Raw genomic sequence first — 15,649 nt, 5'->3', positions numbered from 1 at the left:
CTTAAAATGTCAAATTTAAACCAAACATATAGGTTGAATAAATTGGATATACATCCAATTCGATACCTGAATTAATTGCCGAGCCCGCATTACGCCGATCAGCATCGGAAATATTTCCTGAGGTTGCACCTCCAATTTCGGGAGTAAATCCGCTATAAGATTTGAATACAAACGGGTTTTGTGCAGTTGCAAACACACGTAACTTACTATCTTTTAAGAATGTCCATTTTTGATTGTCAAACGTATAGCCTAATGTAATGTTGTTTACTCGCAAGAAATTACCGGATTCGACATAATATGTAGAGGGCCGAGGAATAGTATTGGATGCAGCAGGCCCAGAAGCGTTCTGATTTTCCGGTGTCCAGCGATTAGCAAAGACTTCTTGTTCTACCGCATCATTGCCAAATCGTACAGCGCGTTTACCATTGAAAATTTTGTTTCCTAAGTTTCCGTAGAGATCAAACGACAGATCAAACTGTTTATAATTCACACCCGCATTGAATCCGAAATAAGCTTTTGGTTGATAAGACCCGACAAACACACGATCGTTGTCGTCGATCGTACCGTCTCCATTTACGTCTCGGTAAGTAAAGTTCCCCTGATCATCATGGCCAGTCACTTCATAAACCCAAAAGCTGCCCACGGGTTCGCCTACTTGGGTCATTGTAACAATTTGTCCATTGCCAAGACTTCCTCCCTGTAACCTTAGGTTTCCAGTAACTTCGTCGACGATATTTTTATTGAAAGTAACATTTCCGCCAAATCGATAGGAGAAATCGTCGTTTACCCGGTTATCCCAATTCAAGGCAACTTCAAATCCTCTGTTCCGAACACGAGCTGCTTGTGTATAGACAACTCTGTCTGCATCGCCGAAGAGCGAAGGAATTGTTACTGGGACGTAGGCGTCGGTCAACTTATTGTAATATCCAAAGCTTCCAGATAACTTTCCTTGAATAATACCGAACTCCAATCCAGCATCTACTCCTTTTGTCGTTTCCCACGAAGCGCCTGCATCCCGTATTTGATTATAATTGATCCCAAGCACCGGATCAAAATTAGGAAAACCAAAAGGATAATACCCTGTTTGAGAAACGCCTAATAAAGCTGCCAGGTTATTCCCTGAAATACTGATGTCATTTCCAACTTTACCGTACCCAACTCTTAGCCGTAAATAATCAAATAAATCTTGATCCTTCATAAAGTTCTCTTCACCGATATTCCACGAACCACCAATTGAGTAAAAAGTTCCCCACTTATTATTGACAGGGAATGAACTTGACCCGTCTCTACGCAAAGAACCACTAATGTTGTATCGACCGTCATAGGTATATGTTAATCTTCCAAAAATGGATTGGCGGCGTACCAAATCACCGCCATTAATATTGTTGTTTGGATCAATAGTAATTGTCGATACATCTCCTTGACTGATATACCATAGATTTCGTTGATTAGGGACATCTAATACTTGAACGTTTGACCTTGTTGCACGGTCTCTTTCAAAGGAATAGCCTACGGTGGCGTTAACTTCGTGCTTCTCCGCGAAAGTTTTATTGTAAGTAGCTTGGTTATTCCAAATGTAATAGAAGCGGTTGTTATCCAATACATTTAATCTCGAGCGATTATTTTGTTGCGCACTGAAAACGGTGTACACAGGAGCATATTGAAGACCATCTCCATTTGTCTTATCGAAATTAAAATCACTTCGTAAAGTCAAACCCTCCACGGGTTTTAAAGAGATAAAGCCATTTCCCTGCAAACGTAACGTATTGGTAAAGTCATTGGTATAATTAATCGTCGCTACAGGGTTTCCAACATTTAACCCTGGTTGATACCCATAACTACCGTCTTCATTATAGATAGAGGCCGCAGGCGACATCCGGTAGGCTGACGCAAAAACACTTCCGGGAATATTATTCGACTTGCTGTAGGTTACGGTAAGATTATGACCAACAGAGAGAATTGGAGCTAACTTATACTCATTATTTACCCTTGCATTAAAGCGATCATATTTTGATCCTTTTAGAATACCTTGATCGCCAAAGTAACCTGCACTAAAGTAGTACGTTGTCTTTTCTGACGACCCACTCACGCTTACGTCATAATTGTGGACTAACCCTTGGCGAGTTACGGCATCCATCCAGTCAGTGGTTTGATTAGGCAAATTATTCGGATCGAATAACAATTCAGGTTCTTCTCCCACGGGTGTCCCATTAATGATCGCTTCATTGGTATAAATCGCATAATCTCTACCACCAGCCATATCTACCTTGCTAGTCATGTTTCGAAAACCAGCGTAAGTATTTACATTCACTTGCATTTTACCACTTTGACCAGTTTTTGTAGTAACCAATATCACACCATTACCAGCCCTGCTACCGTAAATTGCTTGAGCAGACGCATCTTTCAACACTTCAATGGAAGCGATATCCGAGTTATTAATATTCGTAATATCGTCCGTAATTACACCGTCTACCACATAAATCGGATTTTGGTTCCCTGTAATTGATCCTACCCCACGGATTCTTACTTGCGGTTGCGAACCAGGCTGTCCCGAAGCGTTAATCTGTACGCCTGACGCCTTTCCTTGTAAACCTTGTGCCGCTGTCAACACGGGCTGTTTGGTAATTTCTTCTGATTTAACGGAGCTTACTGAACCGACAATCTGGCTCCGCTTTTGTGTACCGTAACCAACAACTACCACTTGATCCAATACCTCGCTCTCACTGGCCAAGGTAACATTAATGGTGGTTTGATTGTTTACGGCTATCTCCTGTCTTCGATAACTGATGAAACTAAATGTTAGGGTGGCATTCGACGGTGCCTTGATATTATAGTTACCATTGGCGTCCGTCTGGGTCCCTTTACCCGTCCCTTTGATTAATACACTCACGCCTGGAATCCCTGTTCCATCGAGCGAATCTGTTACCTTACCTTGAATGGTTATTTCCTGCTGCGCGAAAGATGGCGCTGCGATAAAAATAAATAAAACCATTAGGCAGTACGTAAATCTGTACCTCATAGCTTTTTTGATTGGTTATAAATTGTCTCTTTAATATAGTTGGGTTTTACTCCCCTAAGTGAGCACACCCTCATTAGTGGTTAACAAAACAAAGTTGCCCGATTGTTTTAAAATTTGGAAAAAAAGAGACTCTACATCAATACATCAAGCGTAAAACCACTTGCTCATTTCTGGATTATATTTTTTTAAAACACTGATTAACAAACAAATAATATGATACATCACCTCTCATATTTATCGGTAAGTGTGTACTTAATACACGAAGTGTTTGATGAGGTAATGATGTAGTGTTTTACCTTACATCTAATAGGTTCTATAGGGATATACCAACACAAGAGGGGGCACTACACATCCATTAGAAACTCGGTAAGATTCTGGTCGTGCCCAAGGTTTAATTTTTTCCGTAATCGATATCTTCTGATTTCAACTCCTCGAGTGGTGATATTAAGTAAGGAAGCAATTTCCTTGCTTGACATGTTCATTCGCAAATACGCACACAGTTTTAGGTCATTAGGCACCAATTCGGGATAGTTGGCTTTTAACTTTTTAAAGAAATTCTCGTGTGCTTCATTAAAACTTTCTTCAAAGAGATTCCAATCGCGCTCATCGCTCCGAGCGTCGTCTATAATCTTGCTGATCCTTTTTAGTTGATCACTTGATAACCTGCGTCCATCTCCGTCCTTCAATTGAAGCAACTCATCATGTACATTATTCAGTAACTCATTTTTATAGACAATATTCATGGCTGAATTGGCCAATTCTCTATTTTTGCTCGCAAGCTCCTTTTCCAATTGACTATTTTTCATCCTGAAAAGTCGCTGCTCATTTTCAAACATCTCTTTTTGTAACCGCTCCTCCTGCTCATGCAACATTTTTTGCTGCACTTCCTCGCGATGCCTTTTAAGCTTATATAAGTAATAACGTCTAACTCCGTAAAGCAGCAGCAAAAATAGCAACGCATAGGCCATCCAGGCCAAGCTACTTCTATACCAAGGGGCACTTATTTCAAAAGAAAGTGCACTGACCGACGTTACATAACCATTTACATTTGCTCTTACCCTAAAGATGTATTTACCCGGTGAAAGATTGGTAAACTCCTTCTGAGTGATACTGCTCCAGGCCGACCAGTTCTTTGAGTTTCCCTCCAGTTGATATTGAAACTGGATGGTATTGGTAGAAAAATAGGGCAACGCGAAAGTAATACGTATATTATTTTGTTTGGCTTCCAAAATAATTTCGCCCGATTGATAAAATGCGATTGGTTTGGCTGTACTATCAGCAATATCTTCTACCTTCTGGATAATTGGCGGGGCAATTTGTTGTTGCGGGGATCCGGTGACTTTTCTATAAAGCGCGAAACCGTCATCTAAACTAACTAACGATAGGTTTGGCGTGAGCAAGTTTACATTTTCATAAAAACTCAACATACGGTTATTCAACACCGTGAAACCAGTAGAATCAATATGGACTTTGCCACTATCACCAAAACCAACCAACGCCAAATGTCCTTTACGAATGAACCAATATTTGCCACCCGCAGCCGGCATTACCTTGTTTGCATTGGCAAAGGTACCCAAGCGTTCATTCAGTTGGGTATAAGCATGAAAGTGATCCGCTATCTCATCATGTAAATAAAACCCGGAGTCCGTTGCAAAAACGACTCTACCGGCTATACTAAATACGTTGATATACGGACTTTGAGGTAATCCATCATCCTCTGTATATTTCTTTTGATGCCGAACAAGGGTAGCTTCATTATTTAGCTGGACAGCATACAGGCCTTTGTATCCACTTACCCAGAATCGGTTGTTACTTATCTGCTCGAGGTATTGAACAGGTTCGTTGAAGTTCCCTAGTTTCCGATCAAAAGTCCAACGATTATTACTCTTCTTAAAAAGAGCTAAACCCGTATAGGTTCCCTGTATCAAGCTATCACTCTTCCCTTGTAAGGTATGTAAAGTATAGCCTCCGGTAACCGTTGATAGCCAGTGTGGTCGCTCGTTTTCGACCCGAAAAGTTCCATTGTTATGACCGCAGAGCAATTCGTCGCCTAGGGTATAGAGCTCCCAAACTTGTCCTTGTGAGCCTTCTACTAGTCGGAAATCGAAACGATTATTGTTGGCTGGCCAATTACTGTAATAGAGTCCCTGATTAGTCCCGATATAGAGTTTGCCTTTGTAGATTTTCGAGGTGTAAACAGTACCTAAAATCCCCGCGCGATCGTCAAAGTAATAAATAGGTGAATTGATTTCTATACGATCGATTCCATTGTCCAAACCAACCCATATATTTTGAAACGCATCCGACTGTAAGCTTAAAACGGTATTATTTTGCAAGCCATTGCTTTTGTTTATGTGCTGAATGAGCTTCCCTGCTTGGTCAAGTATGTAAACGCCATTTAAAATGGTCCCGAAAGCATATTGATTTCCAAGTACTTTCAGCCCATTATTGAGTTGGTATTGTCTTAGCGCTACGTCTGCTTCGTTGATCCAGGGCCGAGCATCTCCATTTTCAAAGATAAACAAACCACTTTTGGCCGTACCAATAAGCAAGGCATTGGATGTGAAAGGAAGTATGGAAAGAATGATTGAATTTCCATAGAATTGTTTATCTAAAAGTTTTACGAGCTTTCCGTCTTTGAACTCGAACAAGCCTTTTGATATTATTTCTACCAAATAACGTCCATTAACTTGATATAAGAATAAAAAAGGGTCTTTTGTCTTTAATACGCTTAACTTTCCATTTTTGTAGGTATAGATGGCAGAAAAGGATTGAAAAAGCACTTGCTCATCATCAACATAAATCTTCCAAATTTCGTCATTGACCTTGTCCGCTTCCGTCAGTTGATCACTTAATGAGCGGTATACCAGCAAACCGAAAGCATTTCTTTCCCATACACCAAATTGGCCAAATCCGCCGGTATATATTTCCCCCTCCCTTCCAACAGCAACACCTCTCACCAAAATTTTGCGCGGCATGGTATTTAGATCCCAATGCTGCCCGTCAAAAGAAAGCAAACCATCGCTATTGGCAAAATACATTCGCCCGTCGGGCCCGTAGCTTGCCGACCAGTTCTGGTTCCCCGCCTGGTAGAAAGTTTTACTGAAATTTTGGACAAGAGGCGCACCGGCAAAATGGACATCGCCCATAGCAACTGTTTGTTTCGCAACAGGCGCTCCGATTCTTGGCCTACTTGGCTGCGCCATTGCCGGTTTAAGCGAAAGGCTAAGAAGCAACAGAACTAATAGGCTAAAAGAAAATGACCAATTGTTGCGCATACAGGCTAAATTAGGTCTTTGCCGGAAATTTTTTATGTTTTCTTTTGCTGAGATTGACAGTTTGTGGAATTTTGACATAATATCCCGTTCCGTCGTACTCTCTTTTTCTAGGGTGTGCTTTACACGCATCTGAACAACATCCATCCATCTTCCATCCGCATTCGTCGCATTGGGTAAAATGCTCATTGCATTCAGGATTGGCACAATTGATCATCTTAGTGGTTTGTGTGCCACAATTAAAACAAGTAGATACAACTGAGGGATTTACGGTGTTCACATCGACCGCCACACGGTTGTCAAAAACATAGCATTTCCCTTCAAAGTCTTTTCCGCCAGCTTCCTTCCCGTATTTTATAATCCCTCCATGTAATTGGTATACTTGTTCAAAACCTTCATGCAAGAGTAAAGCAGATGCTTTCTCGCATTTTATTCCGCCGGTACAATAGGTAAGGATCTTCTTGTCTTTATACTTAGCAAGTTCCTTAATCTTTTCCGGAAATTCCCTAAAGTTTTCAATGTCTAAACGTACTGCGTTTTTGAAATGGCCAACTTTATGTTCGTAATCAGACCGAACATCTAATACCACTACGTCGTCCCGATCCTTCATTTCAAGAAACTCCTTGGGTTCTAAATGTACACCTGTTTTCTTTGTTGGATCAATTATATGCGGGTCTCTCAATCCGGAATGCACAATCTCCGGTTTATACCGACAATGCATCTTAACAAATGAAGGTTCATCCACCTCGTCCACTTTAAAATCTGTCTTAGCAAAACGAGGATCAGCATGCACGGCATCCATATACGCTTGACATGCTTTCGGTGTACCTGATACTGTTCCGTTCAGTCCTTCATCTGCCACAATAATACGTCCGACAAGTCCTAAAGACTTACAAAAAGCTAGATGGTTTTCGGCAAATTCTTCTGCGTTTTCGATTGGGCTGTAACAATAATACAGCAAGGTTTGATATGCTTTCATATGTCATTGATACCGCTGCAAACGGCGTTTAATGTTTTTTAAGGTGCAAAGATAAGAATTATTTGCCTTTTATTGATAGCGAATGACCTAGTTAGCCTTCATTACAGACTCTTCACAGCTTTGAAACGAATTGCGCTCGTGCTATCTCGCATATTGCAAACTGTAAAGTTGCTGAAACGCAGTCGGATTATATCCGGCGATATGCTTAAAGAAACGACTAAAATGCGAGCTTGTGTCGAAATTAAGTTTACCGGCGATCTCTTTAACACTTAGGTCTGACGTGGTTAACCAATATTTGGCCTCTTCCATGATCCTGCTGTGTATCATATACAATGCCGTTGTTCCTGTATACTCTTTAACCACTTCACTGAGATATTTTGCGGTCACGAAAAGGTGCTCCGCGTACTCCTGAACAGTTCTTTTGGTTAAGAAATGATCATCAATAAGTCGTTTAAATTTATTGACCAGCTGCTGCTGCCGCGAAGGCAAAGTCAGTGCCTTGGCCGAAACATGCGTACTGGCGCGACTCGTTTCCAGAAGAAGTTCAATAAACAGCAGTCGCAACATCTTATCGCGAAACAACTTACTGTTGTGATATTCTTGATGTAGTCGCTTGAAAGTTATCTGAATGGTAGCAAAATTAGGCTTAGTTAACGTGCATATAGCGGGTTCATCAAAACCATTCACCAATACATTTTCAATCAATGGCTCTTGAAAAACTGCATTAATAATAAAATCCTTCTTAAAAAGAATAATATAGCTCTGGATATCGGCTGTCAGTGATTCAAACACTGTTGCCGGTGTCAGTTTAATAAGATACAGCGTCCCCGGGGCTAGCTTAAATGAATAATTTTCCATATTGACTATTCCCTCTCCTCTAAGATTTAGAATAAGAGACATGTATTCATGTAAATGAAAATTAGATAAACTTGTTAAGGTATTTCGGTTAGCCTGCATGACAATAAAGTGGGGGTTTTTGTCCACTGCGGAGTTGAAAGCAGGATCGTTCTTCTCAGTTATTACTAATTTATTTAAGGAATTGCTCATATATTACCTTTTGATCATGCAAAGCAAAGCATATCCTATCGTAACAAGGTAAATTGAATATCATATTAACATAGGTTTAATGTCAAAAACAGGCAAAAAAAACCTGTTTCCAAAAGGAAACAGGCCAAATTTAAAATAAACAAAAATCACTAAGCATCTAGGGGTTCTTACAAACCGAAACCATAAGCTATCCGTAAACCAAAGAAGTTATTGCTACTTCCATTGTCTGTAAATTTGCTATTACCTTGAAAACGTACACCCGCATCCAAGTAGCTTTTACCACCTAAATTGAATTGATAGCCTACTTGTGGTGCATAGGCAAATGTAGCAGATTTAGTGGCGCCTATATCGTCTTTGTTTGTTAAGAAAGACACCCCAGCTTCGCCTTGAACATAAAAGTTCCCGACAGGAAAATATTTCAAGCCTGCTTTTACAGGAAGCAATTGTAAGTCTTCGCCGGAAATGCCATTGAAATCTTTTGCAAAGAAATTACTGAATCCTGCATTCAGGGTTACGTATAAATCATTTTTCAGGATCGGGTATTCAGCTTGTATTGAACCTCCCACGCTCCAATCATAAGCATCTCCGAAATCTCCTACCGGTAAACCAAACTCCGGTCCAACGCTTAGACGAAAGCCTTCGCGGTCTTGCGCCTTAGCAGAAAATGTAAGCAAAGTTAATGCAGCTAATATAAATGTACTCAGTTTAATTGCCTTTTTCATGTTTTTAAAATTAATTGTAAGTTTTTCTCATTATTGTTACTAAGAAGTTGATAGCGTCTTTCTATCCAAAAAAATTGCTGCTTAATGATTCTTATTAATTTGTTTTTACAACACAAAAGTAGTTTGACAAATCAGCGCCATCAATTCCAAAAGGTCGGATTATGGAACCAATTTTTCGGCTAAATGAAATAATGGATATGAATTTGGAAGCGTCAGGCATAAAAAGTTGATATCGAAGAGCCGATGCAAACGAAATATAACAACTAATTAACAGCAACTTAACAATATAAATGTTACTTTGTATACAAAGTTTATACTTTGATGTCAAAACGTGCAATAGAGCTGGTGGTTATCTCAGATGTTCATCTTGGGACCTACGGATGTCACGCTAAAGAGCTCCTAAATTACCTCAAGAGCATTAAACCTGAAAGAATCATATTAAACGGCGATATCATTGATATCTGGCAATTTAGCAAACGTTACTGGCCGGAAAGCCATATGAAGGTGGTCCGTAAGCTGCTCAAATTTGTAGCCGAAGGTATCCCTGTTCATTATCTGACGGGCAACCACGATGAAATGCTTCGAAAATTTGCTGATTTCAATCTTGGCTCTCTGCAGCTTAGCAATAAATTGGTACTTCCGTTATCAAACGGCAAAGCCTGGATATTCCATGGTGATATCTTTGATGTAACCATGCAGCACTCAAAATGGCTAGCACGCTTAGGTGCCATTGGCTATGATTCACTGATCTTGCTTAACAGCTTTGTAAACTGGTGTTTAGTTAAAATGGGCAGGGGAAAGATGAGTTTTTCCAAGAAAATCAAAGCAAGTTTTAAAGATGCTGTTAAGTTTATCAACAACTTCGAAACGATCTCTGCCGAGCTAGCCATTGAAAAGGGATATCAATATGTGGTTTGTGGCCACATACACCAACCGGAAATAAAGGAAATAGAAACAGAAAATGGCACGGTGACTTATTTAAACTCCGGCGACTGGGTTGAGAACCTGACTGCCTTGGAATACAACAAAGGCAAGTGGGAGATTTACCGTTACAGCAAAGATGAAATGGCAAATACTGCATCAGAGGAGATTGATCCTTTTGAAAGTGAAGACCTAAATGAAAAACTGAACGTAAACAAGTTGTTGGCGCTATTGAAAGCTGAAGGTTAAGAATCCCCAATGCTTGAAGTCTGTCTCTCCTTTTTCAACGGATATCCTTCTAACGTGACAGCTTTTTACTTTTACTTTTTACTTTTTACTTTGATTACACTAATATTGTAGTTCTATACAGATAGGTAAAAAGCAAAACAGGTAATGATCAATTTATTTAGAAAATTTACTCCCTCTAATCTTCTATTTTTAATAATCATCGCCTGCTTCCTTTGTATAGGGGCTTTTATTCACATGCCGGAATCGTTCCATCCGATTCTTTTTGAGCAAGCTATTATGACGTTTGTGAAAAACGCAAACGATTTAACATTTACGCCTTTAGCAAGTATTCTCCTCACCCTAGTGATTACCATTGCGCAAGCGCTGTTATTAAATCGGATCGTCGACAATCATAATTTACTGGGTAGACCCACTTTTTTGCCTGCGTTAATGTACGTAACAACCGCCAGTCTTTTACTGCCCTTTCTCGCTTTAACTCCTACACTCATCTGTAATTTTTTATTGATCTGGATGATCGATAAATTGCTGAAAACCTATCATCGTGCGGAAGTAAAATCTACCCTATACGATTTAGGCATGTTGGTTGCGCTCGGAACCTTATTCTATTTTCCTTTCATCCTCATGTTCTTGCTTTTATGGATAGCACTCATTATTTTCAGACCTTTTGATTGGCGCGAATGGATTGCCGGACTGCTTGGCTTTATAACCATCTACTTTTTACTGGGCATCATTTATCTTTGGAAGGATCGCATTAATGATTTTTACGCCATCTGGAAGCCTTTAACCAACCCAATTCCCACATCATTTCATATTGAGCTTTATGATTATTGGGTGTTAATGCCCTTGGCCCTGGTTTTGATTCTCTTTTTAAATACCCTGAGAGAAAACTTTTATAAAAGCATTGTCCATGTAAGAAAATCCTTTCAACTGCTGTTTTTTATGTTTCTGTTCGGCATTTTCTCTTATTATTTGAAAGCCGATGCACCGCAATATCATTTTTTAATATGCGCACCGCCTATCTCTATTTATATGGCCTACTATTTTAATTTCGCGAAAACCAGTTGGTTTTATGAAAGCGTATACGCTATTTTAGTCATTGCCATTTTATACTTTCAACTTTTTTAACCAAGTAAAACTGTTTGTTTTAACCTTTTTTAACAAAAACACCCCACTTCACAACTAAAAAATAAATAGCTTTGCAGTCTTGAATTGACATATATAGCTTCATGAACAGTAGATCCGCATGAGATTACACATTAAGAAATACCTTTATATCATTGGAATATGCGTTAGTGCAACCGCTAGTGCACAATCGAACAGCAGCTCACCTTATTCGGCATTTGGGCTAGGCGCTTTAAGGGGCGACCAATTACCGCAATACAGGGCAATGGGTGGACTGTCAACAGGGGTGCGTAGTTTAGGAGGCTATAGCAATATTAACGTAGCCAATCCGGCCGCCTATTCCAGCATTCGCCTATCAACGTTTGATATCGGAGCTTACATGAACAGAACCATCCTTGAAAAAGGAGGAAACAGTGAAGCAAGCGGAAATTTTGCTTTAAATCATATTAATTTTGCCATTCCTTTAAGTCAGCGTTCTGCCTTTAGTTTTGGCCTTATGCCCTTTTCGGATATGGGCTATAACTATGCCTCGCCTATGTCATTCGGCTCCGGAGATACAACACGGGCGAACAGAGCTTTTGCGGGTGAAGGCGGTCTCAGTAAAGCTTATATTGGATACGGGGTACAGATCGGCAAATACTTCAGTGTGGGAGCGAATGTATCGTATTTGTTCGGAAAACTAAATAATATTAGTGGAATCGAATATCCTAACCAACTAGGAGCTACTAATTCGAGAATTGAGAATAAACGGGATATTAACGGCTTTAATTACGATTTAGGTCTTCAATATCACACCACCTTGAATGAAAAAACGCTCCTAACACTTGGCTATACCAACAGTTTGGGCACTAAGCTTAATTCTACTGCTTCCGAAATTGTAACACGTATATCGAGCAATATATCTGACGGTACGATCAATTCGGTTTTGGATACCGTATCTTCTTATTTTGGTAATGAAGAAAAGATAACACTCCCTATGCGCCATAGCTTTGGCTTCAGTATTAACCGTGCTAATAAATGGTTACTAGGCGCTGATCTTCGTTATGCTAAGTGGTCCGATTATAAAGATGGATCTGTCCTGGACGATCAAACGAAATTCAAAGACAGTTACGGGGCTAGCCTTGGAGGCCAATGGACTCCTGATATTACTTCTATTCGCTACTGGAACGTGGTTGATTACCGTTTCGGATTACGCTATGATAAAACCTATTTAAATCTAAACGGGCAAGACATAAAGGATATGGCCGTTAGTCTGGGCTTAGGGCTTCCCATCCGGGCACAGTCGGGTATTCAAGCTTATTACAAAATCAACCTGACAGCGGAATACGGACAAAGAGGAACCCTAACCAATAACCTGGTTAAGGAAAGGTATTTTAATTTTACCGTTTCTTTTATGTTGAACGATCGTTGGTTCCAGCGGTATCGATACGACTAAGCAAAGAGAATGGGGCAAATGAAATGTATTTGGTGACTCATCAATTAATCTATAGGTTCCAAAAAAGACAAGCCATGGTTTTTAAACAAACCATGGTTTCGTTGTTTTTTGCTGTCTTATTCCTGTGTTCTTGCGAAAATGACCTGAAGGATGTCGAGCGCATAGCGAACATTAATGCTGAAGAACCGATTGATGTCTCTTATGGTGTTACCGTCATTTACAGTGATTCGGCGGTCGTAAAAGCTAAGTTGATTTCCAGCAAAATGATTAAGCATAATGTAGATAGTCCCTTTTACGAGTTCCCAAAAGATGTGCTTTTGATCTTTTATGATAAAAACAAAAAAGAGGAGAGAAGAGTCACCTCTAACTATGGTCTATACTTTGAAAAGAAAAACCTGGTCGAATTGAGGCATAACGTGGTTGTTACCATGGCTGATGGAACGATCTTCAAATCGGAAGAACTTTTTTGGGATAACGATAAACGGATTTTCTTCAATAAACTGCCATTGACCATCACCAGTCCTGATGGAAGTATATTGGAAGGGAACTTCTTCGAGGCTGATGAAAATTTTGAACACCGGAAAATAAACGGGGCAAGGGGAGTATACAATTTAAAAGAAGGTGATGGATTATGACAATACTCCATCGCAAATACTTTTTTTATTGTTAAAAATTGTATCTTGCGCCCTCATTTAAAAATTTGTTGAATTTTTATTTTAAATACTTATAATAAAGAACTTAAAACCTTCAATCAAAATAGTATAAAGAGCATATGGGATTAATGACCTTTTTGCGAAACCGCGCGGGAATAATCATTGTAGTAATTATCGGTTTAGCAATCGTAGCATTTTTATTAGGCGACGTTATCCGCTTCGGCACCCCGTTTTGGGCATCTCATCAAAATGAGGTGGGTAATATAGATGGCGAATCTATATCGTATACGGATTTCAATAATCAAGTGGAACAAAGCATCAACAATATGCGCCAGCAAATGGGGGGCAATATGAGTCCACAAATGACATCCTATGCGGTTGAAGATGCATGGAATCAAAACTTAAGACGGCTATTACTCGACAAAGAACTCGAGCGTATTGGTCTGGGTGTAGGAAAGAACGAGTTGCAAGATATGGTAACCGGTAAAAATCCATCACCGATGATTGCGCAGAATTTCGGCAATCCACAGACCGGAGAAATAGATCGCAATCAATTGAACCAATTTCTTGCCAATGTTGCAAAAGAACCTGCAAATAGCGAGCTAAGTAGACAGTGGGGTACTTTTTTGGAAGCCATGAGAGATAACCGTCTACAGCAGAAATATAACAACCTGGTACAAAACAGTGTTTACGTAACTTCCTTAGAAGCAACCGAAGATTATAATCAACGGAATAAAATTGCCAATTTTAGCTACGTTTTGTTAGATTATGCCTCCATACCCGACAAAGACATCAAGTTAACGGACGCTGATTATCAAAATTACTACAACGAACACAAGGCCGCTTTCAAGAATCAGATGGAAACGCGTTCTTTTGATTACGTTGTATTTAATGCGCAACCAACCGCACAAGATACGGCTTTAGCCAAGGAAACGATTACTAAACTAACGGAAGAATTGGCCAAGTCTACCAATGACTCGTTGTTTGCTGTATCCAACTCGGAGCAAAAGAGACCCGTTTCTTACATAAAGAAAGGAACCTTGAGCCCTGCTTTGGATTCACTGGTATTTAGCGCGGCTAAAGGTTCAACTGTAGGGCCTGTATATTCGAACGGTGTCTACGAGTCTGCAAAAATATTGGATGTACGCAATAGTCCGGATTCGGTCACCGCACGCCATATTTTATTAAATCCTGCAACAGAAGGCGGAGTTGATAAGGCAATGGCAAAAGCAGACTCCATCAAAAACCTTATTCTAAAGGGAGGTAACTTTGCTGCACTGGCAGTGGAATTTGGTACGGACGGAACAAAAGATAATGGCGGCGAATTAGGTACATTCGCTAGAGGTAGCATGATCCCTGCTTTCGAAAATGCTGTTTTTGATGCAAAACCAGGTGATGTATTCGTTCTAAACACACAATATGGTGTGCATATCATTAAGGTAGACGCACAAAAAGGGATGTCTAAAGTGGTAAAGGCAGCTATTATCGATAAAAGCGTGAGTAGTAGCAATGAGACGTTAAGAGCAGCTTATAGCAAAGCATCCGACTTCTTTGGAAAAGCAAATAGCCAAAACTTTGCTGAAGAGGCCAAAAAGGCGGGTTTGACCGTAGAACATGCGGATAACATTACGCCCATGCAAGGCTATCTGCCTAACCTTGAAACACCAAGGGAAGTGATTAAGTGGGCTTTCAAAGCCGAAAAAGGCGATTTAACGGACAAGGTCTACGAGCTTGACAATCAATATGTGATTGCTAAATTGACTAATATTCGCCCCAAAGGACAGTTGTCTTTGGAGGATGTGAAGAAAGAAATCGAACCGGCAGTATTAAATAAGGTAAAGGCCACAAAGCTAGCACAGAAGTTGAACGATGCTCTTCAAGGCGCAAAATCAATTGACCAGATAGCACAAAAAGTTGGAAAAACACCGAAAGCGGAACAAAACATCGTTTTTGCAAACCCGATATTACCGGGGGTTGCACAGGAGAATAAAGTGGTAGGTACGGTTTTCGGATTACAACCGAAGCAGCTATCTAAGCCAATCGAAGGAAATCAAGGTGTATATGTGGTACAGGTTACTGACTTCGTAAATCCTCCTGCCTTAGATAAAGTTGATCAACAAAAGCAACAAGTTAGACAACAACTGAGACAACGGGCTTCCAATCAATCCTTCCAAGCTTTATTAGATAAAGCAGACATTAAGGATAATCGCGTGAGGTTCTACTAAAA

10 protein-coding genes are annotated in these 15,649 nt (G+C 40.0%); 5 read left to right on the top strand and 5 right to left on the bottom strand.

Annotated features, from left to right (window positions below; all coding sequences use genetic code 11):
* Position 1: 1 nt before the first annotated feature.
* The 5 genes from QT327_RS24970 to QT327_RS24950 all read right to left on the bottom strand — a co-directional run bounded on the left by QT327_RS24970 (position 2) and on the right by QT327_RS24950 (position 9,042).
* Positions 2-2,992: a SusC/RagA family TonB-linked outer membrane protein gene (locus QT327_RS24970; RefSeq protein ID WP_289554225.1), complete on the bottom strand. Its 2,991-nt coding sequence runs from the start codon at positions 2,990-2,992 to the stop codon at positions 2-4.
* Between the two features lie 371 nt (positions 2,993-3,363).
* Positions 3,364-6,168 carry a ligand-binding sensor domain-containing protein gene (locus QT327_RS24965; RefSeq protein WP_246860332.1) on the bottom strand — a complete coding sequence of 935 codons (2,805 nt, stop codon included), beginning with the start codon at positions 6,166-6,168 and terminating at the stop codon, positions 3,364-3,366.
* Between the two features lie 139 nt (positions 6,169-6,307).
* The gene (trhO, locus tag QT327_RS24960) at positions 6,308-7,273 is read right to left on the bottom strand and encodes an oxygen-dependent tRNA uridine(34) hydroxylase TrhO (protein ID WP_130854569.1); all 966 of its coding nucleotides are present in this window, start codon (positions 7,271-7,273) and stop codon (positions 6,308-6,310) included.
* A gap of 141 nt (positions 7,274-7,414) precedes the next feature.
* A complete protein-coding gene (locus QT327_RS24955; RefSeq protein WP_013664707.1) occupies positions 7,415-8,320 on the bottom strand; it encodes a helix-turn-helix domain-containing protein in 906 nt (301 codons plus the stop codon).
* 167 nt (positions 8,321-8,487) lie between these two features.
* Positions 8,488-9,042: a putative outer membrane beta-barrel protein gene (locus QT327_RS24950; RefSeq protein ID WP_130854570.1), complete on the bottom strand. Its 555-nt coding sequence runs from the start codon at positions 9,040-9,042 to the stop codon at positions 8,488-8,490.
* A 321-nt stretch (positions 9,043-9,363) separates the two neighbouring features.
* Between QT327_RS24950 and QT327_RS24945 the strand changes: the two genes are divergently transcribed.
* The 5 genes from QT327_RS24945 to QT327_RS24925 all read left to right on the top strand — a co-directional run bounded on the left by QT327_RS24945 (position 9,364) and on the right by QT327_RS24925 (position 15,647).
* Positions 9,364-10,212, top strand: coding sequence for a UDP-2,3-diacylglucosamine diphosphatase (locus QT327_RS24945; RefSeq protein WP_013664705.1), 849 nt, complete (start codon positions 9,364-9,366; stop codon positions 10,210-10,212).
* A gap of 144 nt (positions 10,213-10,356) precedes the next feature.
* On the top strand, positions 10,357-11,337 hold the full coding sequence (locus tag QT327_RS24940; protein WP_013664704.1) for a DUF6427 family protein: 981 nt from the start codon (positions 10,357-10,359) through the stop codon (positions 11,335-11,337).
* A 118-nt stretch (positions 11,338-11,455) separates the two neighbouring features.
* Positions 11,456-12,769, top strand: coding sequence for a BamG family beta-barrel-assembly machinery protein (gene bamG, locus QT327_RS24935; RefSeq protein WP_013664703.1), 1,314 nt, complete (start codon positions 11,456-11,458; stop codon positions 12,767-12,769).
* 74 nt (positions 12,770-12,843) lie between these two features.
* A complete protein-coding gene (gene lptC / locus QT327_RS24930; protein WP_165446901.1) occupies positions 12,844-13,404 on the top strand; it encodes an LPS export ABC transporter periplasmic protein LptC in 561 nt (186 codons plus the stop codon).
* Positions 13,405-13,541: 137 nt separating this feature from the next.
* Positions 13,542-15,647 (top strand): peptidylprolyl isomerase, encoded by a 2,106-nt coding sequence (locus QT327_RS24925; RefSeq protein ID WP_130854572.1) that lies wholly within the window; start codon positions 13,542-13,544, stop codon positions 15,645-15,647.
* Positions 15,648-15,649: the final 2 nt, after the last annotated feature.

Source organism: Olivibacter sp. 47, assembly GCF_030372825.1.
Lineage (GTDB): Bacteria > Bacteroidota > Bacteroidia > Sphingobacteriales > Sphingobacteriaceae > Olivibacter > Olivibacter oleidegradans.
The sequence above is the reverse complement of the archived record's forward strand: the minus strand, read 5'-3'. Positions and strand labels throughout refer to the sequence as shown.